Source organism: Acidovorax sp. GW823-FHT02H02 (assembly GCF_058797075.1).
In genome coordinates, this window is record NZ_JBXAJH010000003.1 from 141196 (window position 1) to 165432 (window position 24237).

Here is a 24237-nt window from a genome sequence, read left to right on the forward strand (position 1 = left end):
CCCGCGCTGTGCGGGCTTTTGTTCGAGACCCTGACCGTTGACCGATCTGCACATTCACCATACCCGCCTGACCCCCCAGATGCGCAGCGTGCTGGAACGCATGGCCCGAGCGGGCCATGCGCCGCTGCATACGCGCTCCCCACAGGATGCCCGCATGGCCTACCAGGCCGGCGCCGATGTGCTGGAGGTACCCAAGGCCACCCTGGCGCGCGTGGAGGATTTTCAGATTCCGGCCCGCGACGGCCATGCGCTGCCTGCCAGGCTGTATGCGCCGTCCACCGACACGGGCCTGCCGCTGCTGCTGTATCTGCATGGGGGCGGCTTCACCATCGGCAGCATTGCCACGCACGACATCCTGTGCCGCGAGCTGGCGCGTCTGGCGGGTTGCATGGTGGTATCGCTGGACTACCGGCTGGCGCCCGAGCACCGCTTTCCCGCGGCCAGCAACGATGCCTGGGATGCCCTGCAATGGCTGGCCACCCATGCCCAGGCACTGGGCGCAGACCCGGCGCGCCTGGCCGTGGGCGGGGACAGCGCGGGCGGCACGCTGGCCGCCGTCAACGCCGTTCTGGCGCGCGATGCCGGCCTGCCGCTGGCGCTGCAGCTGCTGATCTATCCCGGCTGTGCGGCCCACCAGGACACGCCCTCGCACGCCACCTTTGCACGGGGCCTGGTGCTGGAGGAGCCCGCCATCAGCTGGTTCTTCGGCAACTATGTGCAAAGCCGCGCGGAGCGCGAAGACTGGCGTTTCGCCCCGCTGCTCGCCCCCGATGTGGAGGGCGTGGCCCCCGCGTGGATCGGCCTGGCCGAATGCGACCCGCTGGTGGACGAGGGCGTTGACTACGCCGACAAGCTGCGCCTGGCAGGCGTGCCGGTGGACCTGGACATCTACCGGGGCGTGACCCACGAATTCATCAAGATGGGCCGCGCCATCCCCGAAGCGCGCAAGGCCCATGCCGACGCTGCCCGTGCGCTGCGCCTGGCATTTCACCTGGAGTAACGAGAATTGATGCAACGCAGTGACTTCCGCTGTGTTCACCGCCTGCGCGTGCGCTGGGCCGAGGTGGACATGCAAAAGATCGTGTTCAACGCGCACTACCTCATGTACATCGACACGGCCATGAGCGACTACTGGCGCGCGCTGGCGCTGCCGTACGAGTCGAGCATGCTGGCGCTGGGCGGCGAGATGTATGTGAAGAAGGCCACGCTCGAATACCATGCCTCGGCGCGGCTCGATGACACGCTGGATGTGGGCCTGCGCTGTGCGCGGGTGGGCAACTCGTCGAGCCTGTTCGAGGCGGGCATCTTCAGCGGCGACCGGCTGCTGGTGTCGGGCGAGCTGGTCTATGTGTTTGCCGACCCCGCGACGCAGACCTCGCGCCCGGTGCCGCCTGCGCTGCGCGCCATCTTCGAGGATTTTGAGGCGGGCGCCGACATGGCCGAGGTGCGCACCGGCGACTGGAACACCCTGGGCCGCGATGCGGGCCGCGTGCGCACCGCGGTGTTCGTGCATGAGCAGGGCATCCCCGCCGAGATCGAGGCCGACGTGCAGGACATCTCGGCCCGCCATGCCGTGCTCTACAACCGGCTGGGCATGCCCATTGCCGCCGGCCGCTTGCTGCAGCAGGCGCCGGGCGTGGGCCGCATCGGCCGCATGGCGGTGGACCGCTCGGTGCGCGGCGTGCAATGGGGGCGGCAGTTGCTGGACGCGCTGGTCAAGGCCGCGCGCGCCCGGGGCGACAGCGAGGTACGGCTGCACGCCCAGCGCAATGCCGAAGGCTTTTACCGCCGCGCCGGTTTCTCTGTGGTGGGCGAGCCGTATGAGGAAGCAGGCATTGCGCACATTGCCATGGCGCGGAGACTGTAGGGATTTGCTGTTGGAAAATGAGCTTCCAGCGCTCGATGCATAAGCGCTGAAGCCATTTGGATTCAAATATCTTCAAGCAACGCGTAGGGCAGGGGCTGCAGCGACAGCGCCACGCCGCCCGCCGCGCCCACCTGCAGGCCGCCCTCTTGCGCGGCCGTGATCTGCAGTGACACGATGGCATCGAAGCCACCACCGGGGGCCGGCGCCACCTGCACCACGGTGCCGCAGGGCTGCTCCAGGTCTGCCGTGCTGAACACTTCGGCCCCCACTGCCACTTCGGCCGCCGCATGCGCCACATAGGCGCGCCGCTTGAGCGTGCCCCGGAACTGGCTGCGTGCCACCACCTCCTGCCCGGGGTAGCAGCCCTTCTTGAAGTTCACGCCGCCCACCGATTCGTAGTTGAGCATCTGGGGCACAAAGGTTTCCACCACCGGTGTGGTCAGTGTGGCCACGCCGCTGCGCACCTCGCTCCACAACCATAGCGCGGGGTCGAGGGCAGGGCCTGCGGGGGCTGCATCGGAGGCCGGTGCCACCCACAATGCACGGGGGGCGCCGTCTGCGGGGTACAGGTGCACCACGGTTGCAGAGCCAATGTCGGTTTTGAACCAGGCAGGTTGCGCACCAAAAGCTACTGAATGGATAGATTCCCCGGCCACGCCATACAGCGCGAAGTCGGCGGTGGCATCGGTCAATTTGGCTTTGGCGCGCAGCACGAACATCGACAGGCGCTTGAGCGTGGCGGGCAGCAGGTCGCGGCTACAGACCAGCAGCACCTCGGTGGCGCTGCGCTTGAAGCCGATGAAGCTGGCCTGCATCCGGCCCTTGGCCGACAAAAAGGCGGCCAGGCGGGCCCGGTCCATGCCGAGCAGGGCGAAATCCTGGGTGAGCTGGCCGTGGAGAAATTTGGCAGCGTCTTCGCCTTCCACGCGAATCACGCCGAGGTGGGACAGGGGGGCAATGCCGTTCAACGAGTAGGTCATCGCTGAATTATGATGCCCGCTCCCATACATACAGGCAGCAGGGTTGTGCGACGTTTACTGGTTTTGATCGCGTTGGTTCTGATCGTATCGGGTGGTGCCGCCTACTGGTGGCTGAACCAGCCCATCGTTGCAGCCGGCGAGACGCTGGAGCTGGCCATCGAGCCTGGCACTACACCGAGGGGCGTGGCCCGCGATGTGGTGGCCACCGGGGCGCGCGTGGATGCCCGCCTGCTGTACGCCTGGTTCCGCGTGTCGGGGCAGGACCGCGCCATCAAGGCCGGCAATTACGAAATTCCGCCGGGCACCACCCCCATCGGCCTGCTGCAAAAACTGGCCCGCGGCGAAGAGGCACTGCGCGCACTCACGCTGGTGGAGGGCTGGAACTGGCGCCAGGTGCGCCAGGCACTGGCCCGGGAAGACCAGCTCAGGCCCGACTCCGCCACCCTGACCGACGAGGCGCTGATGGCGCAGCTGGGCCGCCCAGGCGTGCATCCCGAGGGGCGGTTCTTTCCCGATACCTACACCTATGCCAAGGGCTCGAGCGACCTCGCCCTGCTGCGCCGGGCGCTGCACGCCATGGACCGCCGCCTCGAAGCCGCCTGGGCGCAGCGCGCGGCCGATACGCCCCTGCAGTCGGCCGACCAGGCGCTGATCCTGGCCAGCATCGTGGAAAAGGAAACCGGCCAGGCCCGCGACCGGGGCCAGATCGCCGGCGTGTTCGCCAACCGCCTGCGGGCAGGCATGCTGCTGCAGACCGACCCCACCGTGATCTACGGGCTGGGCGAGAAGTTTGACGGCAACCTGCGCAAGCGGGACCTGCAGGCCGACACGCCCTGGAACACCTACACCCGTGCGGGCCTGCCGCCCACGCCGATCGCCATGCCGGGCAAGGCCGCGCTGCTGGCCGCCGTGCAGCCCGACGCCACGCGCGCCCTGTACTTTGTGGCCAAGGGCGATGGCAGCAGCCATTTCAGCGCTTCGCTGGAAGAGCACAACCGCGCCGTCAACCGCTACCAGCGGGGGCAGTGAGCGGCCGCTGCACTGCTGTTTTTGCCCGCCAGTCCGCCCCGATTCAACCAAGGTTTCCATGTCACGACCCGGTCTGTTCATCACGTTTGAAGGCATTGACGGCGCAGGCAAGTCCTCGCACATCGAGGGCCTGGCCGCCGCGTTCCGCTCCCAGGGCCGCACGGTCACCGTGAGCCGCGAGCCAGGCGGCACCCCGCTGGCCGAAAAGCTGCGCGAGATGGTGCTGAACGACCCCATGGACGCGCTCACCGAGTCCCTGCTGATCTTTGCCGCCCGGCGCGATCACCTGCGCAACGTCATCGAGCCCGCGCTGGCGCGGGGCGAGGTGGTGCTGTGCGACCGGTTCACCGATGCCACCTTTGCCTACCAGGGCGCGGGGCGCGGCTTTGATCTCGGGGTGCTAGCCACATTGGAGCGCCTTGCCCAGACGGGGCTTGCACCAGACGCCGATTGGATGCGAGAACCCGATCTGACGGTGTGGTTCGACCTGGCCCCCGAGGTGGCGGCCGAGCGGCTGGCCGGTGCGCGTGTGCCCGACCGTTTCGAGGCCCAGCCCGTGGAGTTCTTCCGCCGCGTGGCCCAGGGCTATGCCGACCGCGCTGCCGCCGCGCCCCAGCGCTTTGCGCGCCTGGATGCGGCACAGGAGCGCCACCGCGTGTGGCAGCAGCTCACCAGCGTGTTCGTGCGCAAGGGCTGGCTGGCGATCATGGTGGCCACGCAGGGAGGGCCGCAATGAGCGAAGCCACCGTGGCGCTGGCACCCTGGATTGCCGTGCAGCGCACCAGCCTGCTGGCCCAGCGCGGCCATGCGTGGCTGCTGCAGGGGCCATCGGGCCTGGGGCAGTACACCCTCGGGATGGAATTGGTTCGCGCATGGCTGTGCGATGCGCCGACTGCCCAGGGGGCCTGCGGAAACTGCGGCAGCTGCCACGCCATCGACGTGCGCACCCATGCCGACCTGTGCGTGCTGATGCCCGAGGTGCAGATGATGGCGCTGGGCTGGCCCCTGTCGGAAAAAGCCCAGGCCGACATCGACGACAAAAAGCGCAAGCCCAGCCGCGAGATCCGCGTCGAGGCCATGCGCGATGCGGTGGAGTTTGCGCAGCGCACCTCGGCCCGCGGGCGCGGCAAGGCGGTGCTGGTGTATCCGGCCGAGCAGATGAACCACATCACGGCCAACGCGCTGCTCAAGACGCTGGAAGAGCCGCCCGGCGACGTGCGCTTTGTGCTGGCCAGCGAAGCCGCGCACCAGTTGCTCCCCACCATCCGCAGCCGCTGCCTGGGGCACACCATGGTCTGGCCTGCCGAGGCCGACATGCTGCAGTGGCTTGCCGGGCAGGGGGTGGAGCCAGCGGCTGCAGCCGCGCATTTGCGTGCGGCCGGTGGCCGCCCGGATGACACCCTGGCTCTGGCCCGCTCCGGCCGCAGCCCGCAGGCCTGGGCGGCGCTGCCCCAGGGCATTGCGCGGGGGGATGTGGCGGCGCTGGGCGACTGGGCACCTGCCCAGGCAATCGACGCCCTTCAGAAACTGTGCCACGACCTGCTGGCCGCCAGCATGGGTGCGGCACCGCGCTATTTCGCGCCGGGCGATCTGCCCAAGCCGCCCCCGCTGGGAGCCCTCACGCGCTGGTCCCGCGCACTTGCCAAGGAAGCGCGCACGGCGGACCATCCGTTCAACGCCGGCCTCATGCTGGAGGCGCTTGTGGCGCAGGCGCGAAACATCCTACACTCAAGGCACTGAAGTCGCACCCATCACCATGACCAGTCCTTCCACCGCGCCCCGTCCCAGTGTCATGCAGCTGGCCATCAAGGAAAAGGCGGCCTTGTACGCGGCCTATATTCCCTTTTTTGTGGAAGGGGGCATTTTTGTTCCCACACCGCGCAACTACAAGCTGGGTGACGATGTCTATGTACTGCTGACGCTGCCTGAAGATACCCAGCGCTATCCCGTGGCCGGCCGCGTGGCGTGGGTCACCCCGCCGCGCGCAGCGGGCAACCGCACACAGGGGATTGGCATCCAGTTCCCCAAGGACGAGAAATCGCGCCAGCTCAAGGCCAAGATCGAGGAACTGCTGGGCACTGCCCTGGGTTCTGAGCGCCCCACGCAGACCATCTGATTGCGTTGGTGGTCCTGTGCCGACCCGCGCTGGCTGGTCGGCTTTGTTGTTTCAAGACCGCATGTTTACTGATTCGCACTGTCACCTCACTTTTACGGAACTGCTCAGCCAGTTGCCCGCCATTCGCCAGGCCATGGCCGACGCCCAGGTGGATCGGGCCTTGTGCATCTGCACCACCATGGAAGAGTTCGATGGTGTGCATGCGCTGGCGCTGGCCCATGACAATTTCTGGAGCACCGTGGGCGTGCACCCCGACAACGAGGGCGTGACCGAGCCCTCGGTGCAAGACCTGCTCCACTGCGCCGCGCTGCCCCGCGTGGTGGCCATTGGCGAGACGGGCCTGGACTATTACGGCATGGAAGACCGCAAGGGCGGCCGCAGCATTGCCGACCTGGAATGGCAGCGCGAGCGCTTTCGCACCCATATCCGCGCTGCGCGGGCCTGCGGCAAACCCCTGGTGATCCACACCCGCAGCGCTTCCGATGACACCCTGGCGATACTGCGCGAAGAGGGTGAAGACGGTGCGGGCAATCTGGCGGGCGGCGTGTTCCACTGTTTTACCGAGTCGAGGCAGGTGGCGCGCGCCGCGCTCGATTTGGGCTACTACATCTCGTTCTCGGGCATCGTCACGTTCAAGAGCGCGCAGGACTTGCGCGACGTGGCGGCCTATGTTCCGCTGGATCGCATGCTGATAGAGACCGACAGCCCTTACCTGGCCCCCGTGCCTTACCGGGGCAAGACCAACAACCCCTCGTATGTGCCCCTGGTGGCCCGGCAGATCGCCCAGACGCGGGGCATCGCGCTGGACGTGGTGGCGCAGGCCACCAGCCGCAATTTCGAGGCCTTGTTCAAAGGAGTGGTGGCATGAGCCTGCAACGCCGTTCCATGCTCGCCCTGGCGTTGGTGGCCGCGAGTGCGATGGCGCACGCCGGCTCCTACGACGATTTCTTCACAGCCATCCAGCGCGACGATGGTGCCACCATTTCAACGCTGCTGCGCAGGGGCTTTGACCCGAACACGCGCGATCCCAAGGGGCAGGTGGGTTTGTCGATGGCGTTGCAGCTGGACTCCCGCAATGCCTTTGCGGCGCTGATGGGCGCACGACAGTTGAATGTGGAGGCACGCAACGCGCAGGACGAAAGCCCGCTGATGCTGGCAGCCATCAAGGGCAACATCGAGGCGGTCAAGGCCTTGATAGCGCGGGATGCCGACGTGAACAAGCCGGGCTGGACGGCCCTGCACTATGCAGCGTCGGGCGCCATGCCCGAGCACACGGCCATCATGGCCTTGCTGCTGGAACACCATGCCTACATCGATGCGGCGTCGCCCAATGGTTCCACGCCCCTGATGATGGCCGCGCAATACGGCACGAGGGAAGCACTGCAGCTGTTGCTGGATGAGGGCGCCGACCCTGCACTGAAGAACCGGCTGGGGCTGACTGCCACTGACTTTGCCCTGCGGGTCGATCGCAGGGACGCGGCCGATGCCATTGCCGCCGCCATCCGACGCCGCCAGCCGAACCGCGGCAAGTGGTAGCGGGTGGCCAATTGCGAGGCGCTTAACCGGCGGCCGGGCGATTCTGCAGGCGCGAATAGAGCCCGCCGCTGGTCATCAAGGCGCTGTGCGTGCCTTGCTCTGCGATGCGGCCCCGCTCCATCACCACCACGCGGTCGGCATGTTCGATGGTGGACAGGCGGTGGGCAATGACCAGTGTGGTGCGCCCGCGCATGAGCCGTTGCAGGGCATCCTGCACCAGCCGCTCTGATTCGGTATCCAGCGCGGAGGTGGCCTCGTCCAGGATGAGGATGGGCGCATCCTTGTACAAGGCCCGCGCAATGGCCAGACGCTGGCGCTGACCGCCGGAGAGCTGGGTGGCATTGTGGCCCACCATGGTGTGGATGCCCTGGGGAAGCGCGGCCACATGCTCTGTCAGGTTCGCAGCCGCAAGGCATTCGCGCACCCGTTGTTCATCCACCGAGCTGCCCAAGGCCACGTTGGCGGCGATGGTGTCGTTGAACATCACCACATCCTGGCTGACCATGGCGAATTGCGCACGCAGTGCATCCAGGCGCCATTCGGCCAAGGGGTGGCCGTCCAGCAGTATCTGTCCGGCAGAAGGGCTCACGAATCGGGGCAGAAGGTTCACCAGGGTGGTCTTGCCGGCACCCGAGGGGCCGACCAGGGCCACGATTTCCCCTGGCTGCACGGACAGGTTCACCCGGTCCAGGGCGAGGGCATGCTCTGGGCCAAAAGACACGGTCACGTCCTGCAGGGTCAGGGCGCCTTTTGCGCGCTCTGCGGTGTAATGGCCGCCGGTTTCCGCCACCGTATCGCTGAGCAGCGCAAGGCCGCGCTCCAGCGCAGCCAGGCCGCGGGTGATCGGGTTGGCCACATCGGCCAGCCGGCGGATGGGCGCAATCAGCATCAGCATGGCGGTGATGAATGAGACAAAGCCGCCCACCGTCACCTCGCGGGTGTCTGCCGCGCCCCGGCTTTGCCACAGGGCGATGCAGATCACCGTCGAGAGCGCGGCGGCGGCCAGCAACTGGGTCAGAGGCGTCATGGAGGACGACGCAATGGTCGATTTGATGGCCAGGCGGCGCAGGCTTCGGCTCAGGTGGCCAAAGCGCTCTGCCTGACCCGCTTGCGCCCCGTGCAGGCGCACCATCCGATGCGCCAGGACGTTTTCTTCCACCACATAGGCGAGCTCGTCCGTTGCCTGCTGGCTGCTTTTGGTCAGGCTGTACAGGCGTCGCGACAGGGTCTTCATGATCCAGGCGACACCGGGAACCACCACGGCCACAATCAGCGTGAGTTGCCAGTTCAGGAAAAGCAGGTAACCCAGCAGGGCGATGAGCGTGAAGCCGTCGCGCGACAGGCCCATCAATGCCTGCACCAGCAGGGTGGAACCTGTCTGCACCTCGTACACCACGGTGTTGGAGAGCGCGCTGGCCGACTGGCGGCTGAAAAGGGCCATCTCCGCCGCCAGTACGCGATCGAACAGCGCCTGGCGCAGCGCCAGCATGCCTTCGTTGGCAATGCGCGCCAGCGCATACTGGGCCACGAACTGTGCCAGCCCCCGCACCAGAAAAACACCCATGATTGCAAGCGGCACCATCCACAGTTGCAAGGTGCCCTGGGTGAAGCCACGGTCCAGCAGCGGTTGCAGCAAGGCGGGAATGAGCGGTTCGGTCGCGGCGCCCACCAGGGTGGCCACAATGGCAACGATCCAGGCGAGGCGATGGTGTCCGAAATAGATCGAGAGCCGCGCCAGTCGGGCGCGCAGGCTGGGTGGGGGTGAAAGCGCGGCGGAATCCGCCTGGGCATTCGTATCGGTGGCTTGCATGTGGGGCGGATTCTACGTTTCGCCGCGTGCCCATTGCACAGTTTGTCACAGGGGGGTGCCGATGGTGTGTAACATTGGCGCCTGTCCACCGGCTTTCGTTCGGTTTCCGCTGGCTGCCAATGACCACTGATCGCACACCTCATTCCATGTTCTCCGCGGCCTTGCCGCAACCCCTGCGCCGCAGCCTGATGGCCGCGTTGATTTCCACCCCCGCATTGCCCGCACTGGCGCAATTTCGTGTCGAGGTCACGGGCGTTGGCCTGACCCAGCTGCCGGTGGCCATCGCCCCGTTTCGGGGCGAGGCGCAGTCCCCGCAGAAGATCGCAGCCATTGTGCAGGCCGATCTGGAGCGCAGCGGGCAATTTCGCGCGGTGGATGCATCCGGCGTTGCGCTGGATGAGACCTCGCGCCCCGATGTGGCCCTGTGGCGGCAAAAGAGTGCTGACTCCCTCGCCACCGGAAGCGTGACACGGCTTGCAGATGGACGTTTTGACGTGCGCTTTCGCCTGTGGGATGTGGTGCGCGGCCAAGACCTCGGTGGCCAGAGTTTTGTGGTCAGCCAAGGCGATCTGCGCCTGGTGGCGCACCGCATTGCCGACTTCATCTATGAAAAACTGACCGGCGAGCGCGGTGTTTTCTCGACGCGCATCGTGTATGTCACCAAGGCGGGCACGCGCTACAGCCTCTGGGTGGCCGATGCGGACGGCGAGAATGCGCAGTCCGCCTTGTCCAGCCCCGAGCCGATCATTTCTCCGGCATGGTCGCCCAATGGCGGGCAGATTGCCTATGTGTCGTTCGAGTCGCGCAAACCCGTGGTGTATGTGCACGACGTGGCCACGGGTCGGCGCCGGCTCATCGCCAATTTCCGCGGCTCCAACAGCGCGCCTGCCTGGGCACCGGATGGCCGCACCCTGGCTGTCACCCTGAGCCGGGACGGGGCCTCCCAGCTCTACACCATTGATGCCAATGGTGGTGAGCCTCGCCGATTGATGCAAAGTGCTGGCATTGACACGGAGCCCGTTTTTTCCAGCGACGGCCGCAGCATTTATTTTGTGAGTGACCGCGGCGGTGCACCCCAGATCTACAAAGTGCCCACCACTGGCGGCAATGCCCAGCGCGTGACCTTTACAGGCACCTACAACATTTCGCCCAGCATCAGCCCGGACGGCCGCTGGCTTGCCTACATCTCCCGGATCAATGGGGCGTTCAAGCTGCATGTGATGGATCTGTCATCGGGTGCTGTTTCGGCCATTACCGATACCAGTGCCGATGAAAGCCCCAGCTTTGCCCCGAACAGCCGCCTGATTGTTTATGCAACGCAGCATCAGGGCCGGGAAGCCCTCATGACCAGCACCCTGGATGGAAAGATCAAGGCGCGCCTTGCAGGGCAGGGCGGCGACATTCGCGAACCCGATTGGGGTCCGTTTCAGAAGCAGTGAACCTTTTGGCACATTTTTATACGAAGCTTGCAGGAGAATTTTGGATGATCAAACGCATTTCCCTCGCCATTACCGTTGCCGCCCTCATGGCGGGTTGCAGTTCGGGTGTCAAGCTCGACGACGTTCCCGTTGAAGACAAGACGGCAGTCCCCACCACAGGTGGCAGTGGCGGGGCCAATGCCGGACAGGCCGGTGTGGCAGGTGTCAATCTGGGGCAATCCGCACGCGACGCGGCTGGCCCGGTTGGCGTCAGCCGTCTGGTGTACTTTGACTACGACAGCTATGTCATCAAGCCAGAATTCCAGTCACTGATCGAGGCCCACGCCCGTTTCATCAAGTCCAGTGGCAACCGCAAGGTCATGGTGGAAGGCCACACCGATGAACGCGGCGGCCGCGAGTACAACTTGGCCCTGGGCCAAAAGCGTGCAGAGGCTGTGCGTCGATCGCTCGGTTTGCTGGGCGTTTCCGACAACCAGGTGGAAGCCGTGAGTTTTGGCAAAGAAAAGCCGGCGGCGCACGGTAACAGTGAAGATGTGCACGCGCAAAATCGCCGCGCCGAACTGTCCTACCGTTGATGCGCGCAGCAAAGTTTCCCATGCCGGCACGGGCGCTGCTGGCGCTGGTGCTGTCGTGTGCCTTTGTTTCCATCAGCCACGCTGCGCTGTTTGAGGATGATGAGGCACGGCGTGCCATCCTCGAATTGCGGCAGCGGGTGGATGCGCTGCAGCTGGCCAACCAGCGGTCCGCGGACGATCTTCGCAAATCGGGTGATGACAACTCCCAGCAGAGGCGCAGCTTGCTGGATCTGCAGACGCAGATTGAAACGTTGCGCGTGGAGCAGGCCACGTTGCGTGGACAAAACGAGCAGCTGTTGCGTGACGTCGGGGAGCTGCAGCGTCGCCAGAGAGACATCGCACAAGGGGTTGATGAGCGCTTGCGCCAGTTTGAGCCCGTGAAAGTGACGGTGGATGGACTGGAGTTCCAGGCCGATGCCGCTGAAAAACGTGATTTCGAGGCCGCACTGGCAATCTTCCGCACGGGCAAATTCGCAGAGGCCAACACGGCTTTTGCTGGCTTTGTCCGCCAGTACCCGCGCAGCGGCTACGTGCCTTCGGCGCGGTTTTGGCTGGGCAATGCGCAGTATGCAGCGCGTGAGTACAAGGAGGCCATCGGCAACTTCAGGTTGTTGATGTCCGGCTCGCCTGGTCACGCGCGTGCCCCCGAAGCTGCGTTGTCGATTGCCAACTGCCAGATCGAATTGAAGGAAACCCGCGCGGCCCGCAAGACCCTGGAAGATCTGCTGCGGGCCTATCCCCAATCCGAAGCCGCCGTGGCCGCGAAAGAGCGGTTGTCGCGCCTCAAATGACGGCAGTGAGCGTGCCTGCCGTCGTCGCTTCCGTGGCGGGCGATGCGGGCTCCGATGTGGATCGGCAACGCCGTTTTGGCGGGCTTGAGCGCCTCTACGGCGTTGCAGGCGCGGCACGTATCGAGCAGTCCCATGTAGTCGTGGTAGGTATTGGCGGCGTTGGTTCGTGGGCAGCCGAAGCCCTGGCACGCAGCGGTGTGGGGCGCATCACCCTGATTGACCTCGACCATGTCGCCGAATCCAACATCAATCGGCAGATTCATGCGCTGACCACGACGGTGGGCCAGGCCAAGGTGGTGGCCATGCAGGAGCGCATTGCGCTCATCAATCCCCATTGCGAGGTGCTGTGCATCGATGATTTCGTCACGCCGGAGAACTGGCCGAACTTGCTGACAGGGCCGATCGACGCAGTGATTGACGCCTGCGACCAGATCAAGGCCAAAACAGCGATGGCAGCCTGGGCACGCGACACAGGAACGCTTTTTGTGAGCGTGGGTGCGGCCGGAGGCAAGCGGCATGCGCACAAGATCGATATCGACGATCTCAGTGCCACAACCCACGACCCGCTGCTGGCGCAATTGCGCTACCGGTTGCGCAAACACCACCAGGCCCCCCGTGAAGCACGCAAGATGGGTATCACCTGTGTCTTCAGCCGCGAGGCCGTGGCCGCGCCCGATGCGTCCTGTGCGGTGGAGGGGGATGGCACCCTGAATTGCCATGGTTATGGCTCTGTCGTGGCCGTGACGGCAACCTTTGGCCAATGTGCTGCAGGATGGGTGCTCGACAAACTGGCCACCATCTCCCGGTAGGTCAAAAAAATCACGCTATAATCCAAGGCTTTGCAGCAGTCGATAAAACTATTGCGGCAATTGGGACGTTAGCTCAGTTGGTAGAGCAGCGGACTTTTAATCCGTTTGTCGTGGGTTCGACCCCCGCACGTCCCACCAGAGTCAATAGGCCCCTGTAGCAATGCAGGGGCCTTTTTTTTCTTCAATCTCGTGCAAAAACAGTACGGGCCCGTCCTGCCTGTTGCGTGGCGAGTGCTCGCCTTGCTGGCGACCGGCATGGCGATGGTGCCCTTGCTGTCGCTGCAACGCAGGTTTGTCATGTCTGGGGGCCGATCAACTGTCGCCCAAGTCCCGTGATGCCCAGCACCTCGGCTACTGCCCTTGAGGACGCTGCCATCGCAGAAATCTTGGCCTCGATGTAGCCACGGGACCACAGCCACTGGACCAGGGCGAGCTGGTAGGGGTGGGTGACTCGCACGGCGTTTTTCGTGCGTTCCAGCGCCAAGGCGAGTTGTCTGAGATATGCGACTGGCATGGCAAGTCCTTAGTCCTGGGATTTCGCTGACGGTCTGATTGCACACCATTCCCGTGGTTCAACGGTTACTTTCTGTCAATTTTTCAAGTACGCGTATCTGCACACGAATGATTGCGCTGGGTGCGAGGGATCTTTGCCTGTTTTGGCCATTGGCGCTGATGCCTCAAGTGCAGGGAGCTATTGTTTTGATAGTTCCTGCAACGGGCGATGAGGTCAGGGTGCGGGGAATCCGGCGGTGCGATAGCAGCTTGCGGCCTGTCGCTCGACAATGCGCGACATGACCACTTCTCCCATGATGCTGCGCCTGATGGGCTTGGCGGCCTTTTCCAGCATGGCATCGATGCGTGTGTGTGACCCCATGCTGATTGCGCTGTCGCACGAGTTTCAGGCGACAACCGGCGATGCATCTGCCGTGATTGCGGCATTCGCCGTGGCCTATGGCGTCCTGCAACTGGTGTATGGCCCGCTGGGTGATCGGCTGGGCAAGGTGCAGGTGATCATGGGCGCCACGGCGGCCTGTGCGCTGTTCAGTGCCGTCACGGCGCTGGCGCCCAGCCTGGCGGTACTGGTGGTTTCCCGCGCTGCCATGGGGGCCGCGGCGGCGGGCATCATTCCGCTGTCGATGGCCTGGATAGGCGACCAGGTGCCCTATGCGCAGCGGCAGGAAACCCTGGCGCGGCTCATGGGCGCCACCGTTACCGGAATGATGGCCGGCCAGTGGTTTGGGGGCTTTGCCACCGAGAACTTGGGCTGGCGCGCCGCGTTTGCCGTGCTGGCCATGCTGTTTCTGATGGCTGCGGTGCTGCTGTTTCGCCATGCCCGCGCGGGGCTTGCGGCGGCTTCTGCGGTGAATGCAGACGCCCCCGCGTTTTCACTGGCCGCCTACCTGGCAGGGGTGGTCCAGCTGTTGCGCATGCCGCGCGTGCGCTGGGTGCTGATCGTGGTGGCCATCGAAGGCGCCCTGGCCTTCGGCACGCTGGCCTTTGTGCCCGCCCGCCTGACGGGCGGTTTTGGCTTGTCAGCCTCGACCGCAGGGGGCGTGATGGTGCTGTATGGGGTGGGTGGCCTGCTGTACAGCGTGTTTGCGCGGCGCTGGCTGGCCTGGCTGGGTGAGACGGGACTGGCGCTGGCGGGATCAGCGCTCATTGCCAGCGGCCTGCTGTTGCTGGCGTGGGCACCCGTGGTGGCCTGGGCCGTGCTGGGTTGCTTCCTGGCGGGGCTGGGCTTTTACATGCTGCACAACACTTTGCAGACGCAAGCAACGCAGATGGCGCCGCAGGCGCGGGGCACTGCCGTCACGCTGTTTGCCTGCCTGCTGTTTCTGGGGCAATCCACGGGCGTGGTGGTGGCGGCGGCCAGCGTGGACCGGGGTTGGCTGGCAGCGGTGTTCACCGGTGCCGCGCTGGGGGTGTTGGCCCTCGGCGCGTTGGTTGCGCGCGGACTGCAGGCCCACCACCGGCCGGTGTGAGGGATCTCACCCCCGCCGGGGTCTTCCTGGGCGTGCGCCGATGACGGCGCCGCGTTGGCCAAATAACCAGATGGTCTTATTACTTTATTTTTTGATATTTTGATGGTTTATATTTTCTGATTACAGTTCAGCCTCCCTCCAACTTCTTGCGCTGCGGTGGCCCCAGGCCCTAGCGGCGCAATGTCATTTCATGATCGACTTACGGGGTATCACCCAGATTTATCCGGGCCCACAAGGCCCGGTCGAGGCCCTGCGTGGCATCGACCTGCACATCACGCCGGGCGAAGTGTTCGGCATCATCGGCCGCAGCGGTGCGGGCAAAAGCTCTCTGGTGCGGGTGATCAACCTGCTCAACCGACCCACCCGGGGCGAGGTGATCGTGGCAGGCCGCGATCTCACGCAACTCAATGACGCCGATCTGCGCGCTGCGCGCCGCGACATCGGCATGGTGTTCCAGCACTTCAACCTACTGTCGTCGCGCACGGTGTTCGACAACGCGGCGCTGCCCTTGGAACTGGCGGGCATGGACAAGGCGGCCATCCGTGCGCGGGTGAACCCGCTGCTCGATCTCGTGGGCTTGTCGGCACTGGCCGACCGCTACCCCGCGCAGATTTCGGGCGGACAAAAGCAGCGCGTGGGCATTGCGCGTGCGCTCGCCAGCCGCCCCAAGGTGCTGCTGAGCGACGAGGCCACGTCGGCGCTTGACCCCGAAACCACGCGTTCCATCCTGGCGCTGCTGCGCCAGGTGAACAAGGAGCTGGGCCTCACGGTGGTGCTGATCACGCACCAGATGCAGGTCATCAAGCAGGTGGCTGATCGCGTGGCGGTGATCGACGCCGGGCGCATCGTGGAGCAGGGCCCCGTGATCGACGTGTTCACGCGCCCGCAGCAACCCATCACCAAGAGCCTGATCGATGAGATCGTGCCGCAGGAGCTGCCCGCCAGCGTGCTCGACCATGTGCGCCATCTGTCGGGCCAGCTGCAGGGCGGTGTGGGCCAGCTGCTGCGACTGTCGTACTCGGGCGAGCGGGCTTACCAGCCCATTCTGTCGCGCCTGATCCGCGACCACGGGCTGGACCTGTCCATCCTGCACGGCCAGATCGACGAGATCCAGGACCAGACCTTCGGCTCGCTGGCCGTGTATGCCAGCGGCGACGGCGCCCGGCTGCAGACCGCCATTGCGCAGCTGCGTGGCGAAGGCGTGGTGGTGCAAGAAGTGACAACGGAAGGTTGAGCGATGTTCGAGAATTTTTCAGAAATGATGCTGGAGCTGTTTGCCACCTCGCTGTGGGAAACCATCGTGATGGTGGGCATCTCGGGCGTGGTGGGTGGCCTGATCGGCATTCCGCTGGGAGTGTTCCTGCGCCTCACGGACCGGGGCGGTGTGCTCGAAAACAGCCCGCTCAACAAGACCGTCGGCTGGATCGTGAACGCCGTGCGCTCCACGCCCTTCATCATCCTGCTGGTGGCTATCATCCCGTTCACGCGGCTGATCACGGGCTCGTCCATCGGCACAGCGGCTGCCGTGGTGCCGCTCACGCTGGCGGCCGCGCCGTTCGTTGCCCGCCTGGTGGAAACCGCGCTGCGCGAAGTGGACAACGGCCTGGTCGAGGCCGCCCAGTCGATGGGGGCGACCACCGGCCAGATCGTCTGGAAGGTGCTGCTGCCCGAGGCCTTGCCCGGCATCGTGGCCGGCCTGACCATCAGCTTCGTGAGCCTGACCGGCTACTCGGCCATGGCCGGTGCCATTGGCGGCGGCGGCTTGGGCGACCTGGGCATCCGTTATGGCTACCAGCGCTTTTTGCCCGACATCATGCTGGCCGTGGTGGTGGTGCTGATCTTCTTTGTGCAGGCCATTCAGAGCCTGGGCGACTGGGCCGTGAGGCGCCTGAGTCATCGCTGATTGCTATATGTTTAATAGCTTATGGCGCTTGTTGTACAAGCGCTAAAGCCTTACTTTATTAAAAACGGACCTGGTCGCATCAACAGGCCCGTTTGGGCGGGTGGCGATGGGCGGGGCCGGATGCGTGCCGTATGCTTGCGGCCATGCATTTTTTTCGCCCTTTGCTGCTTGCCAGCGCCATGCTGTTTGCCACCTCGGCCCATGCCGGGAAAATCACCGTGGCGGCTGCGGCCGATCTGAAGTTCGCCATGGACGAGATCGTCACCACCTTCCTGCAGGCCCACAGCGCCGACCAGGTGGAGGTCATCTACGGCTCGTCGGGAAAGTTCAACGCCCAGATCCAGCAGGGCGCGCCCTACGACCTGTACTTTTCGGCCGACATTGCCTTTCCGCGCGCGCTGGCCAAGGCCGGATTTGCCGCCTCCGAGGTCAAGCCCTACGCCCTGGGCCGCATCGTGCTGTGGAGTGCCGGCATGGACGCCCGCCAGATGACGCTGGCCAGCCTGACCGACGCCAGAATCACCCGCGTCGCCATCGCCAACCCCCGCCATGCGCCCTATGGCAAGCGCGCCGAAGAAGCGCTGCGGGCTTCGGGCCTGTGGGGCAAGGTCGAACCCAAACTGGTCTATGGCGAGAACATCGCCCACACCGCGCAGTTCGTGCAGACCGGCAATGCGCAGGTGGGCGTCATCGCCTTGGCCCTGGCGGTCAGCCCCGAACTGGCCAGAAAGGGCGGTTACTGGCTCATTCCGGACGATCTGCATGCGCCGCTGGAGCAGGGTTTCATCATCACCCGGCGGGCAGAAAACAACGCGCTCGCCCAGCAGTTCGCCGATTACATGGGCAGCAAGGCCGCCCGTGCCGTGATGACCCGATATGGTTTCGTCCTCCCCGGCGATGCGGCCAGCAAGTAGGGCGCTGGCGTGCGTGCAGGCATGGGCCACGGCTTGGGCTGCGTCGGCGGGGCGCCATGTGATTCGTGGGAGGCAACGCCATGCTGACGGACGGTGATCTGCAGGCCCTCTGGCTGACTGTGCGCCTGGCGGGCCTGGTCACCCTGATCCTGCTGCTGCTCGGGACACCCATTGCCTGGTGGCTGGCGCGCACCCCGTCGCGCTGGAAGGGGCCGATTGGAGCCGTGGTGGCCTTGCCCCTGGTGTTGCCGCCCTCGGTGCTGGGCTTTTACCTGCTGCTGGCGATGGGGCCCAGCGGCCTGGTGGGGCAACTCACCCAGGCATTGAACCTGGGTCCACTGCCTTTCACTTTTGGCGGCCTGGTCATTGCCTCGGTGTTCTATTCCCTGCCCTTCATGGTGCAGCCGCTGCAAACGGCTTTCGAGGCGGTGGGCGACCGGCCGCTCGAAGTGGCCGCCACGCTGCGCGCCTCACCGCTCGATGCCTTCTTTACCGTGGCCGTGCCGTTGGCGGCGCCGGGTTTTCTGACGGCCTCGGTGCTGACTTTCGCCCATACCGTGGGCGAGTTCGGGGTGGTGCTGATGATTGGCGGCAACCTGCCCGGCGTCACCCGCGTGGCCTCGGTGCAAATCTACGACCATGTGGAAGCGCTGGAATATGTGCAGGCGCACCGGCTGTCGGCGGTGATGCTGGTGTTCTCGTTTGTGGTGCTGCTGGCCCTGTATGCCTGGCGCCCGCAGCCCAAGAGGGGTGGCTGACATGGCGGGCATCCAGGCGCGTTTTCGGCGCGAGTGGCCGGGCTTTTGCCTTGACGTGGACCTGGGCTTGCCGGGGCGCGGCGTGACTGCGCTGTTCGGCCCGTCCGGCTCGGGCAAGACGAGCGTGCTGCGCTGCATCGCAGGGCTGGAGCGCGCCCCGCAAGGGCACCTGATGGTGGGCGGTGACGTGTGGCAAGACGCTGGCCGCTGGCTTCCTGCGCACCAGCGCCCCATTGGCTATGTGTTCCAGGAGGCCAGCCTGTTTGCCCATCTGACGGTGATGGGCAACCTGCGCTATGGCATGAAGCGCAGCCAGGGCACGCAGCACGCGGGCTTCGATCAGGCCGTTACCCTGCTGGGCATTGGCCATCTGCTCGATCGCAAGCCCGACACCTTGTCTGGTGGCGAGCGCCAGCGGGCCGGCATTGCGCGGGCACTGGCCGTCAACCCGCGCCTGCTGCTGATGGACGAGCCGCTGGCCGCGCTCGACCTGCAGCGCAAGCAGGAAATCCTGCCCTTCCTGGAACGCCTGCGCGACGAGCTGGACATCCCCGTGCTGTATGTCAGCCACTCACCCCATGAGGTGGCGCGGCTGGCCGATACCCTGGTGGTGATGGACGGCGGCCGGGTCGTGGCCAGCGGGCCGCTGGCGCAAACGCTGGCCCGCATCGATCTGCCCATCACGCTGGGGGAAGACGCTGGCGCGGTGCTGGATGCCACGGTGGGCGAGCTCGATCATGAATGGCATCTGGCGCGTGTGAATTTTTCGGGTGGCAGCCTGTGGGTGCGTGACCAGGGCCTGCCCGTGGGCCGCCGCGTTCGGGTGCGGGTGCTGGCGCGGGATGTGAGCCTGGCGCAAGAGCCGGGAAGCAGCAGCATCCAGAACGTGTTGCCCGGCTGCGTTGACGCCGTGGGAGACGACCAGCACCCCGGCCTTGCGCTGGTGCGCGTGCGTGTGGGTGACGCCATGCTGCTGGCCCGGCTGACCAAGCGGTCGGCCGCGTCGCTGGGTGTCGCGCCGGGGCGCATGTTGTGGGTGCAGATGAAATCGGTGGCCTTGATGGAGTGATGCCGGCAGGTGCGGGCCTGCCCGAGCCCGACAACCGCAGCGGACTGCCTGGGTTTTCTGGGGGGCTCACCCCATCTGTCGGGTCTTGGCTTGTGAGTTCGAGAGGGCCCGCATGGTTTCCTGTAGCGGCAGGTCAGCGGGCAACCCGGGTTCACTCGGTCGATATTTTGTTCTCTGCGACCAGCTTGGCAAAACGTGCGGTGTCGGCCGCTATCTGCTCGGCCATTTGCGCTGCTGTGTTGCCGATGGGCTCGGCGCCGATGTCCTGCATGCGCTTCTTGAAGTCGGGCGACTGGATCACCTTGACCATCTCGGTGTTCAGTTTTGCCACGATGTCGGCGGGCGTGCGTGCGGGGGCCAGCACACCGAACCAGGTGCCGATATCAAAGCCCGCAAAGCCGCTTTCCTCCAGCGTGGGCACGTCGGGCAGCGACGACGACCGCTTGGCCGTGGTCACGGCCAGCGCGCGCAGTTTTCCGGCCTTGATGTGCGGCAGCACGGGCGTCACGGTGTCGAACGACATCGACACCTGCCCGCCGAGCAGATCGGTGGTCAGCGGGCCACTGCCCTTGTAGGGCACATGCAGCAGCGGGTGGCCAATGGCGGTGGACAACTGCGTGCCGATCAGGTGCTGCGCGGTGCCCGCGCCATTGGAGCCATACGAAAACCTGTCCGGCGTGGCCTTCACCAGGGCCACCAGTTCCTTCACATCCTTGGCGGGCGTGGTGGCGCTCACCGCCAGCACATTGGGCACCAGGGCCACGGTGGTGATGGGCGCAAAGCTCTTTTGGAAGTCGTAGCCGAGCTTCTTGTACACGCTGGTGGCAATGGTGTGGTGCACCGCACCCATCAGCAGCGTGTAGCCGTCGGCCGGGGCCTTGGCCACATAGTCGGCACCAATGGTGGCGCCCGCGCCGCCCCGGTTTTCCACGATCACCGGTTGGCCCAGGGCGGTGGCCAGTTTCTCGCCCAGTGCGCGGGCCAGTACATCGGTGGTGCCGCCGGCTGCAAACGGCACCACGATGGTCACCGGCTTGGCGGGCCAGGCCTGGGCGTGGGCGGCGGTGCCGGGCAGCAGGCAGGCCGCTGCCGCCGCAACGGCCAGTGTCAGCAGGTGGTGGCGGCGCAAGGGCTGGGCGATGGCGCTGGGGGGCAGGGCGGTGTGGTTCATGTGTGTCTCCGGGATGTGGATGGCGGGGCGGATGGTCTTTGCGACCTTGTTGTTCTGCCAGCCGGGCTCATACGGCTTTGCTTTCAAACGTATAACGTCGTCAGTTCGCCTTGCCGTGCTACAGCACTGCCTGCGGTTTACCGCCTAGTTATCCGATTGAATGCAAAACCGTATCAGGCGGCTTGGCGCGCGGGTGCGCTGCTGATCAGTGCACACACGGCATCGGTCACCTGCGCCGTGGTGGCCGTGCCGCCCAGGTCGCGGGTGTGCAGGGCCGGGTTGGCGGTGACCTGCTCGATGGCCTGCATCACGGCGCGGGCCGCGCCGGCCTCGCCCAGGTGTTCCAGCAGCATCACCACCGACCAGAAGGTGCCGATGGGGTTGGCCAGGCCCTTGCCCATGATGTCGAAGGCCGAGCCGTGGATGGGCTCGAACATGCTGGGGTAGCGGCGCTCGGGGTCGATGTTGCCCGTGGGCGCAATGCCCAGGCTGCCCGCCAGCGCGGCAGCCAGGTCCGAGAGGATGTCGGCATGCAGGTTGGTGGCGACGATGGTGTCCAGCGTGGCGGGGCGGTTGACCATGCGGGCCGTGGCGGCGTCCACCAGTTCCTTGTCCCACTTTACATCGGGGAACTCGGCAGACACCTGCGCGGCAATCTCGTCCCACATCACCATGGCATGGCGTTGCGCGTTGCTCTTGGTGATGACGGTGAGTAGCTTGCGGGGGCGCGACTGCGCCAGGCGGAAGGCGTAGCGCAGGATGCGCTCCACGCCCACGCGGGTCATGATGGACACATCGGTGGCCGCCTCGATAGGGTGGCCCTGGTGCACGCGGCCGCCCACGCCGGAGTACTCGCCCTCGGAGTTTTCGCGCACGATGACCCAGTCCAGATCGTTGGGGCCGCAGCGCTTGAGCGGGCCATCAATGCCCGGCAGGATGCGCGTGGGTCGCACGTTGGCGTACTGGTCAAATCCCTGGCAGATCTTCAGGCGCAGGCCCCACAGGGTGATGTGGTCGGGGATGTCGGGGTCGCCCGCCGAACCGAACAGGATGGCGTCCTTGCCGCGCAGGGCGTCCAGCCCATCGGCCGGCATCATCACGCCGTGGGCGCGGTACCAGTCGCCGCCCCAGCCGAAATTCTCGAAGTCAAAGCGCAGGTGCGGGTGGTGGGCCGCCAGGGCTTGCAGCACGCGTTGGCCGGCGGGAATGACTTCCTTGCCGATGCCGTCTCCGGGGATGGTAGCGATTTGGTAGGTTTTCATGCGATGTCTGGGTGGAAACGTGGGGGGATCGCCCGTGCAGGGATGGCGGGCGGTGGAAAACAAGGTGGTGAAGCCAAGCAGTGAGAAGGACTTTAGATGTGGACAGGTCTTCGGAGCGTCGCTAGAGTGAATCCATCGTTAACCTGAGGTTAAGAGATATTCGATGAGCTCCACCATCCAGCCCGCAGAACTGGGTTTCTTTTCGGCGCTGGCCGCCAGCCCCAGCCTGAGCGCCGCGGGGCGCGAAATGGGCATCTCCACGGCGGCAGTCAGCAAACACCTGGCGCAGATGGAACGCCGCCTGGGCGTGGTGCTCATCAACCGCACCACCCGGCGCATGGGCCTCACCCCCGAGGGCGAACTGCTGCTGGAGCACGCGCGCCGCATCCTGCGCGAGATCGATGCGCTCGACGAACTTATCGTGCAGTCCAAGGCCAGCCCCAAGGGCCTGCTGCGGGTGAATGCCACCCTGGGGTTTGGCCGCATGCACGTTGCCCCGGTGATCTCGGACTTTGTGCGCCAGTACCCCGAGGTGGATGTGCAGCTGCAGCTGTCGGTGCACCCGCCGCCCATCACCGACGATGCCTATGACCTGTGCGTGCGCTTTGGCGAGCCGCCCGACGGCCGCGTGATTGCCCGCCGCATCGCGCCCAATCGGCGCGTGTTGTGCGCCGCGCCTGCCTACCTGGACCGCCACGGCAGGCCCCGCGTGCCGCGCGATCTGATGGAGCACCAGTGCATCGGCATCCGCCAGGGCGACGAGGCCTATGGCCTGTGGCGCCTGACCACCGGGCGCGGCAGCAAGGCGCACACCGAGTCGATCAAGATCACCGGCAACCTGACCACCAACGACGGTGAGATCGCCGTGCTGTGGGCGCTGCAGGGCCACGGCATCGTGATGCGTGCCGATTGGGATGTGAATCGCCACCTGGCGCAAGGCCTGCTGGAGCCCGTGCTGCCGCAGTACCACACGCCTGCGGCCGACATCTATGCGGTGTACCCGCAGCGGCATCAGTTTTCGACGCGGGTGCAGGCGTTCGTGGGGTTCCTGGCCGAGGCGCTGGCAGCGTCGGGGGCGCCAAGCACCGATACTGTGCGCTTCACCGACCGACTGACGGAGACAACACGCCATGACCCTGCGCTTGCACCCCCTGGACCAGCAGCTTTTTACCCGCGCCCAGGCGCTGCTGGATGACGAGTGGATTGCCCACGACCCCGACCTGGCCCCGGTGCTGCCCACCGTGCTGGCCCGCAATGTGGGGCAGGACTGGCACAAGGCGGGCACCTTCCGCCACCACCTGGTGGGTGTGGCGCGCTCGCTCACGCTGTGGCAGCAACCGCGGGATGTGCGCCTGCTGGGCTTGCTGCACAGCGTGTACGGCAATGCCTTTGTGGATCTGGTCAAGTTCGACCCGGCCAGCGAGCGCGCCCGCCTGCGCGATCTGGTGGGCGAGCCGGCCGAGCACCTCGTGTACCTGTTCTGTACCCAGTCGCGCACGCAGTTCGTGCAGCGCGTGCTGGGCGGTGGGCTGCAGGCCGATGGCAGCCTGGCGCTCGACAAGGACGGGCAGCGCCATGTGCTCACGCCCTACGAGGTGGCTGCCTTCATTGTCGTGAGCATGGCCGACACCATCGAGCAATGGTTCAGCTGGCAGGACGATATCTACTCGCGCTTTCCCAACGTGCAGCACCGCCCGCAGGCCGTGCACTGGGCGGCATCGCTGTGGCCCGGGCCCATGCGGCCCACGGGGCGCATGCTGCACCAGATCGCAGGGCTGGGGCAGGCGCTGCAGCACCCTGGGCTCGTGGGGCTGCTGCCCCTGCCGCCGGTGTTTGCCGGCTGCACGCAGCACCTGTCGGTGGCGGCCGAGTCGGCGGCCACCTCGCTGTACTGGTCAGTGATCCAGCAAGACCAGCCGCTGGTGGATGTGGACGTGGCCACCGCCGTGCTGGAACAGGCCGTGCGGCACAACCCCTGGGTGGGCGAGCCGCAGATGGTGCTGGCGCAGCTGTACCTGTCGGCGGGCCGGCATGACGACGCCAGGCACGCCGCCCAGAGCGCGCTGCAGTGCTTCAGCGCCTGGGGCAATGCGTGGGACAAGCGCGTGCAGTGGGACGCCTGGGTGGCCTGGACGCGCATCCTGCTGCAGTCCGCCACCGAAGCCACCTGGCCCGAGCGGCTGGACAAACTCAACAATGTGGCGCTGCGTGGTTGATGAGTAATGG

25 protein-coding genes and 1 tRNA gene are annotated in these 24237 nt (G+C 65.8%); 21 read left to right on the plus strand and 5 right to left on the minus strand.

The genetic code is table 11. The features are described 5' to 3' along the window. Positions 1-37 precede the first annotated feature (37 nt). Complete coding sequence (locus AC1RDS_RS04220) at positions 38-1000, plus strand: alpha/beta hydrolase (RefSeq protein ID WP_092700529.1); 963 nt, start codon at positions 38-40, stop codon at positions 998-1000. Between the two features lie 9 nt (positions 1001-1009). After that, positions 1010-1867: a YbgC/FadM family acyl-CoA thioesterase gene (locus tag AC1RDS_RS04225; protein WP_092700532.1), complete on the plus strand. Its 858-nt coding sequence runs from the start codon at positions 1010-1012 to the stop codon at positions 1865-1867. Positions 1868-1929: 62 nt separating this feature from the next. Here AC1RDS_RS04225 and ygfZ read toward each other — a convergent pair whose 3' ends face one another. Continuing rightward, complete coding sequence (gene ygfZ, locus AC1RDS_RS04230) at positions 1930-2847, minus strand: CAF17-like 4Fe-4S cluster assembly/insertion protein YgfZ (protein ID WP_092700535.1); 918 nt, start codon at positions 2845-2847, stop codon at positions 1930-1932. A 45-nt stretch (positions 2848-2892) separates the two neighbouring features. Here ygfZ and mltG point away from each other — a divergent pair, with 45 nt between their 5' ends. From mltG to AC1RDS_RS04260, 6 genes are all read left to right on the plus strand, one after another. Continuing rightward, positions 2893-3876 carry an endolytic transglycosylase MltG gene (gene mltG / locus AC1RDS_RS04235; protein ID WP_425285673.1) on the plus strand — a complete coding sequence of 328 codons (984 nt, stop codon included), beginning with the start codon at positions 2893-2895 and terminating at the stop codon, positions 3874-3876. A gap of 58 nt (positions 3877-3934) precedes the next feature. Then, positions 3935-4612 carry a dTMP kinase gene (gene tmk / locus AC1RDS_RS04240; RefSeq protein ID WP_092700541.1) on the plus strand — a complete coding sequence of 226 codons (678 nt, stop codon included), beginning with the start codon at positions 3935-3937 and terminating at the stop codon, positions 4610-4612. Beyond that, positions 4609-5616: a DNA polymerase III delta subunit-related protein gene (locus AC1RDS_RS04245; protein WP_092700544.1), complete on the plus strand. Its 1008-nt coding sequence runs from the start codon at positions 4609-4611 to the stop codon at positions 5614-5616. The genes tmk and AC1RDS_RS04245 overlap by 4 nt, the downstream gene beginning before the upstream one ends. 16 nt (positions 5617-5632) lie before the next feature. Next, positions 5633-5992: a PilZ domain-containing protein gene (locus AC1RDS_RS04250; RefSeq protein ID WP_092700547.1), complete on the plus strand. Its 360-nt coding sequence runs from the start codon at positions 5633-5635 to the stop codon at positions 5990-5992. Positions 5993-6053: 61 nt separating this feature from the next. Further along, positions 6054-6860, plus strand: a complete 807-nt coding sequence (locus AC1RDS_RS04255; protein WP_287876094.1) for a TatD family hydrolase — start codon at positions 6054-6056, stop codon at positions 6858-6860. Continuing rightward, complete coding sequence (locus AC1RDS_RS04260; protein WP_287876096.1) at positions 6857-7528, plus strand: ankyrin repeat domain-containing protein; 672 nt, start codon at positions 6857-6859, stop codon at positions 7526-7528. Before AC1RDS_RS04255 ends, AC1RDS_RS04260 begins: the two co-directional genes overlap by 4 nt. A gap of 22 nt (positions 7529-7550) precedes the next feature. On the opposite strand, the gene msbA is transcribed toward AC1RDS_RS04260, so the two are convergent. After that, positions 7551-9338 (minus strand): lipid A export permease/ATP-binding protein MsbA, encoded by a 1788-nt coding sequence (gene msbA / locus AC1RDS_RS04265; RefSeq protein ID WP_348683713.1) that lies wholly within the window; start codon positions 9336-9338, stop codon positions 7551-7553. Between the two features lie 119 nt (positions 9339-9457). Here msbA and tolB point away from each other — a divergent pair, with 119 nt between their 5' ends. From tolB to AC1RDS_RS04290, 5 genes are all read left to right on the plus strand, one after another. Then, positions 9458-10777 carry a Tol-Pal system beta propeller repeat protein TolB gene (gene tolB / locus AC1RDS_RS04270; RefSeq protein ID WP_348683714.1) on the plus strand — a complete coding sequence of 440 codons (1320 nt, stop codon included), beginning with the start codon at positions 9458-9460 and terminating at the stop codon, positions 10775-10777. Positions 10778-10821: 44 nt separating this feature from the next. Continuing rightward, complete coding sequence (pal, locus tag AC1RDS_RS04275) at positions 10822-11352, plus strand: peptidoglycan-associated lipoprotein Pal (protein ID WP_026435210.1); 531 nt, start codon at positions 10822-10824, stop codon at positions 11350-11352. A gap of 20 nt (positions 11353-11372) precedes the next feature. Next, positions 11373-12143, plus strand: coding sequence for a tol-pal system protein YbgF (ybgF, locus tag AC1RDS_RS04280; protein ID WP_348683717.1), 771 nt, complete (start codon positions 11373-11375; stop codon positions 12141-12143). Beyond that, positions 12140-12952, plus strand: a complete 813-nt coding sequence (locus AC1RDS_RS04285) for a tRNA threonylcarbamoyladenosine dehydratase (RefSeq protein WP_092700564.1) — start codon at positions 12140-12142, stop codon at positions 12950-12952. Before ybgF ends, AC1RDS_RS04285 begins: the two co-directional genes overlap by 4 nt. Positions 12953-13014: 62 nt before the next feature. Beyond that, positions 13015-13090, plus strand: a tRNA-Lys gene (locus tag AC1RDS_RS04290). Between the two features lie 157 nt (positions 13091-13247). On the opposite strand, the gene AC1RDS_RS04295 is transcribed toward AC1RDS_RS04290, so the two are convergent. After that, the gene (locus AC1RDS_RS04295; RefSeq protein ID WP_348683719.1) at positions 13248-13466 is read right to left on the minus strand and encodes a hypothetical protein; all 219 of its coding nucleotides are present in this window, start codon (positions 13464-13466) and stop codon (positions 13248-13250) included. Positions 13467-13743: 277 nt separating this feature from the next. Here AC1RDS_RS04295 and AC1RDS_RS04300 point away from each other — a divergent pair, with 277 nt between their 5' ends. The 6 genes from AC1RDS_RS04300 to modC all read left to right on the plus strand — a co-directional run bounded on the left by AC1RDS_RS04300 (position 13744) and on the right by modC (position 19578). Further along, entirely contained in the window at positions 13744-14934 is a 1191-nt protein-coding gene (locus tag AC1RDS_RS04300) for an MFS transporter (protein WP_348683721.1), read from the plus strand. Positions 14935-15124: 190 nt separating this feature from the next. Then, positions 15125-16168, plus strand: a complete 1044-nt coding sequence (locus AC1RDS_RS04305; RefSeq protein ID WP_092700570.1) for a methionine ABC transporter ATP-binding protein — start codon at positions 15125-15127, stop codon at positions 16166-16168. Between the two features lie 3 nt (positions 16169-16171). Continuing rightward, entirely contained in the window at positions 16172-16837 is a 666-nt protein-coding gene (locus tag AC1RDS_RS04310) for a methionine ABC transporter permease (RefSeq protein WP_092700573.1), read from the plus strand. A 143-nt stretch (positions 16838-16980) separates the two neighbouring features. Further along, complete coding sequence (gene modA, locus AC1RDS_RS04315; protein WP_092700598.1) at positions 16981-17751, plus strand: molybdate ABC transporter substrate-binding protein; 771 nt, start codon at positions 16981-16983, stop codon at positions 17749-17751. An 80-nt stretch (positions 17752-17831) separates the two neighbouring features. Beyond that, entirely contained in the window at positions 17832-18509 is a 678-nt protein-coding gene (gene modB / locus AC1RDS_RS04320) for a molybdate ABC transporter permease subunit (RefSeq protein WP_092700576.1), read from the plus strand. A 1-nt stretch (position 18510) separates the two neighbouring features. Next, positions 18511-19578 carry a molybdenum ABC transporter ATP-binding protein gene (modC, locus tag AC1RDS_RS04325; protein WP_348683725.1) on the plus strand — a complete coding sequence of 356 codons (1068 nt, stop codon included), beginning with the start codon at positions 18511-18513 and terminating at the stop codon, positions 19576-19578. A gap of 151 nt (positions 19579-19729) precedes the next feature. Here modC and AC1RDS_RS04330 read toward each other — a convergent pair whose 3' ends face one another. Beyond that, positions 19730-20749, minus strand: coding sequence for a Bug family tripartite tricarboxylate transporter substrate binding protein (locus tag AC1RDS_RS04330; protein ID WP_348683727.1), 1020 nt, complete (start codon positions 20747-20749; stop codon positions 19730-19732). A 173-nt stretch (positions 20750-20922) separates the two neighbouring features. Continuing rightward, entirely contained in the window at positions 20923-22011 is a 1089-nt protein-coding gene (locus tag AC1RDS_RS04335) for a tartrate dehydrogenase (protein WP_348683729.1), read from the minus strand. 163 nt (positions 22012-22174) lie between these two features. Here AC1RDS_RS04335 and AC1RDS_RS04340 point away from each other — a divergent pair, with 163 nt between their 5' ends. Beyond that, complete coding sequence (locus tag AC1RDS_RS04340; RefSeq protein ID WP_348683730.1) at positions 22175-23206, plus strand: LysR family transcriptional regulator; 1032 nt, start codon at positions 22175-22177, stop codon at positions 23204-23206. Next, the gene (locus AC1RDS_RS04345; protein WP_348683732.1) at positions 23142-24227 is read left to right on the plus strand and encodes a DUF6817 domain-containing protein; all 1086 of its coding nucleotides are present in this window, start codon (positions 23142-23144) and stop codon (positions 24225-24227) included. Before AC1RDS_RS04340 ends, AC1RDS_RS04345 begins: the two co-directional genes overlap by 65 nt. Positions 24228-24237 lie beyond the last annotated feature (10 nt).

What these genes read in the sequence shown, in the direction of transcription:
- AC1RDS_RS04225 (WP_092700532.1), top strand. Translation starts at nt 1,010, where the DNA reads ATGCAACGCAGTGACTTCCGCTGTGTTCACCGCCTGCGCGTGCGCTGG.
- ygfZ (WP_092700535.1), bottom strand. Translation starts at nt 2,847, where the DNA reads ATGACCTACTCGTTGAACGGCATTGCCCCCCTGTCCCACCTCGGCGTG.
- tmk (WP_092700541.1), top strand. Translation starts at nt 3,935, where the DNA reads ATGTCACGACCCGGTCTGTTCATCACGTTTGAAGGCATTGACGGCGCA.
- AC1RDS_RS04245 (WP_092700544.1), top strand. Translation starts at nt 4,609, where the DNA reads ATGAGCGAAGCCACCGTGGCGCTGGCACCCTGGATTGCCGTGCAGCGC.
- AC1RDS_RS04250 (WP_092700547.1), top strand. Translation starts at nt 5,633, where the DNA reads ATGACCAGTCCTTCCACCGCGCCCCGTCCCAGTGTCATGCAGCTGGCC.
- AC1RDS_RS04255 (WP_287876094.1), top strand. Translation starts at nt 6,054, where the DNA reads ATGTTTACTGATTCGCACTGTCACCTCACTTTTACGGAACTGCTCAGC.
- AC1RDS_RS04260 (WP_287876096.1), top strand. Translation starts at nt 6,857, where the DNA reads ATGAGCCTGCAACGCCGTTCCATGCTCGCCCTGGCGTTGGTGGCCGCG.
- msbA (WP_348683713.1), bottom strand. Translation starts at nt 9,338, where the DNA reads ATGCAAGCCACCGATACGAATGCCCAGGCGGATTCCGCCGCGCTTTCA.
- tolB (WP_348683714.1), top strand. Translation starts at nt 9,458, where the DNA reads ATGACCACTGATCGCACACCTCATTCCATGTTCTCCGCGGCCTTGCCG.
- pal (WP_026435210.1), top strand. Translation starts at nt 10,822, where the DNA reads ATGATCAAACGCATTTCCCTCGCCATTACCGTTGCCGCCCTCATGGCG.
- ybgF (WP_348683717.1), top strand. Translation starts at nt 11,373, where the DNA reads ATGCCGGCACGGGCGCTGCTGGCGCTGGTGCTGTCGTGTGCCTTTGTT.
- AC1RDS_RS04285 (WP_092700564.1), top strand. Translation starts at nt 12,140, where the DNA reads ATGACGGCAGTGAGCGTGCCTGCCGTCGTCGCTTCCGTGGCGGGCGAT.
- AC1RDS_RS04295 (WP_348683719.1), bottom strand. Translation starts at nt 13,466, where the DNA reads ATGCCAGTCGCATATCTCAGACAACTCGCCTTGGCGCTGGAACGCACG.
- AC1RDS_RS04300 (WP_348683721.1), top strand. Translation starts at nt 13,744, where the DNA reads ATGACCACTTCTCCCATGATGCTGCGCCTGATGGGCTTGGCGGCCTTT.
- AC1RDS_RS04305 (WP_092700570.1), top strand. Translation starts at nt 15,125, where the DNA reads ATGATCGACTTACGGGGTATCACCCAGATTTATCCGGGCCCACAAGGC.
- AC1RDS_RS04310 (WP_092700573.1), top strand. Translation starts at nt 16,172, where the DNA reads ATGTTCGAGAATTTTTCAGAAATGATGCTGGAGCTGTTTGCCACCTCG.
- modA (WP_092700598.1), top strand. Translation starts at nt 16,981, where the DNA reads ATGCATTTTTTTCGCCCTTTGCTGCTTGCCAGCGCCATGCTGTTTGCC.
- modB (WP_092700576.1), top strand. Translation starts at nt 17,832, where the DNA reads ATGCTGACGGACGGTGATCTGCAGGCCCTCTGGCTGACTGTGCGCCTG.
- modC (WP_348683725.1), top strand. Translation starts at nt 18,511, where the DNA reads ATGGCGGGCATCCAGGCGCGTTTTCGGCGCGAGTGGCCGGGCTTTTGC.
- AC1RDS_RS04330 (WP_348683727.1), bottom strand. Translation starts at nt 20,749, where the DNA reads ATGAACCACACCGCCCTGCCCCCCAGCGCCATCGCCCAGCCCTTGCGC.
- AC1RDS_RS04335 (WP_348683729.1), bottom strand. Translation starts at nt 22,011, where the DNA reads ATGAAAACCTACCAAATCGCTACCATCCCCGGAGACGGCATCGGCAAG.
- AC1RDS_RS04340 (WP_348683730.1), top strand. Translation starts at nt 22,175, where the DNA reads ATGAGCTCCACCATCCAGCCCGCAGAACTGGGTTTCTTTTCGGCGCTG.
- AC1RDS_RS04345 (WP_348683732.1), top strand. Translation starts at nt 23,142, where the DNA reads ATGACCCTGCGCTTGCACCCCCTGGACCAGCAGCTTTTTACCCGCGCC.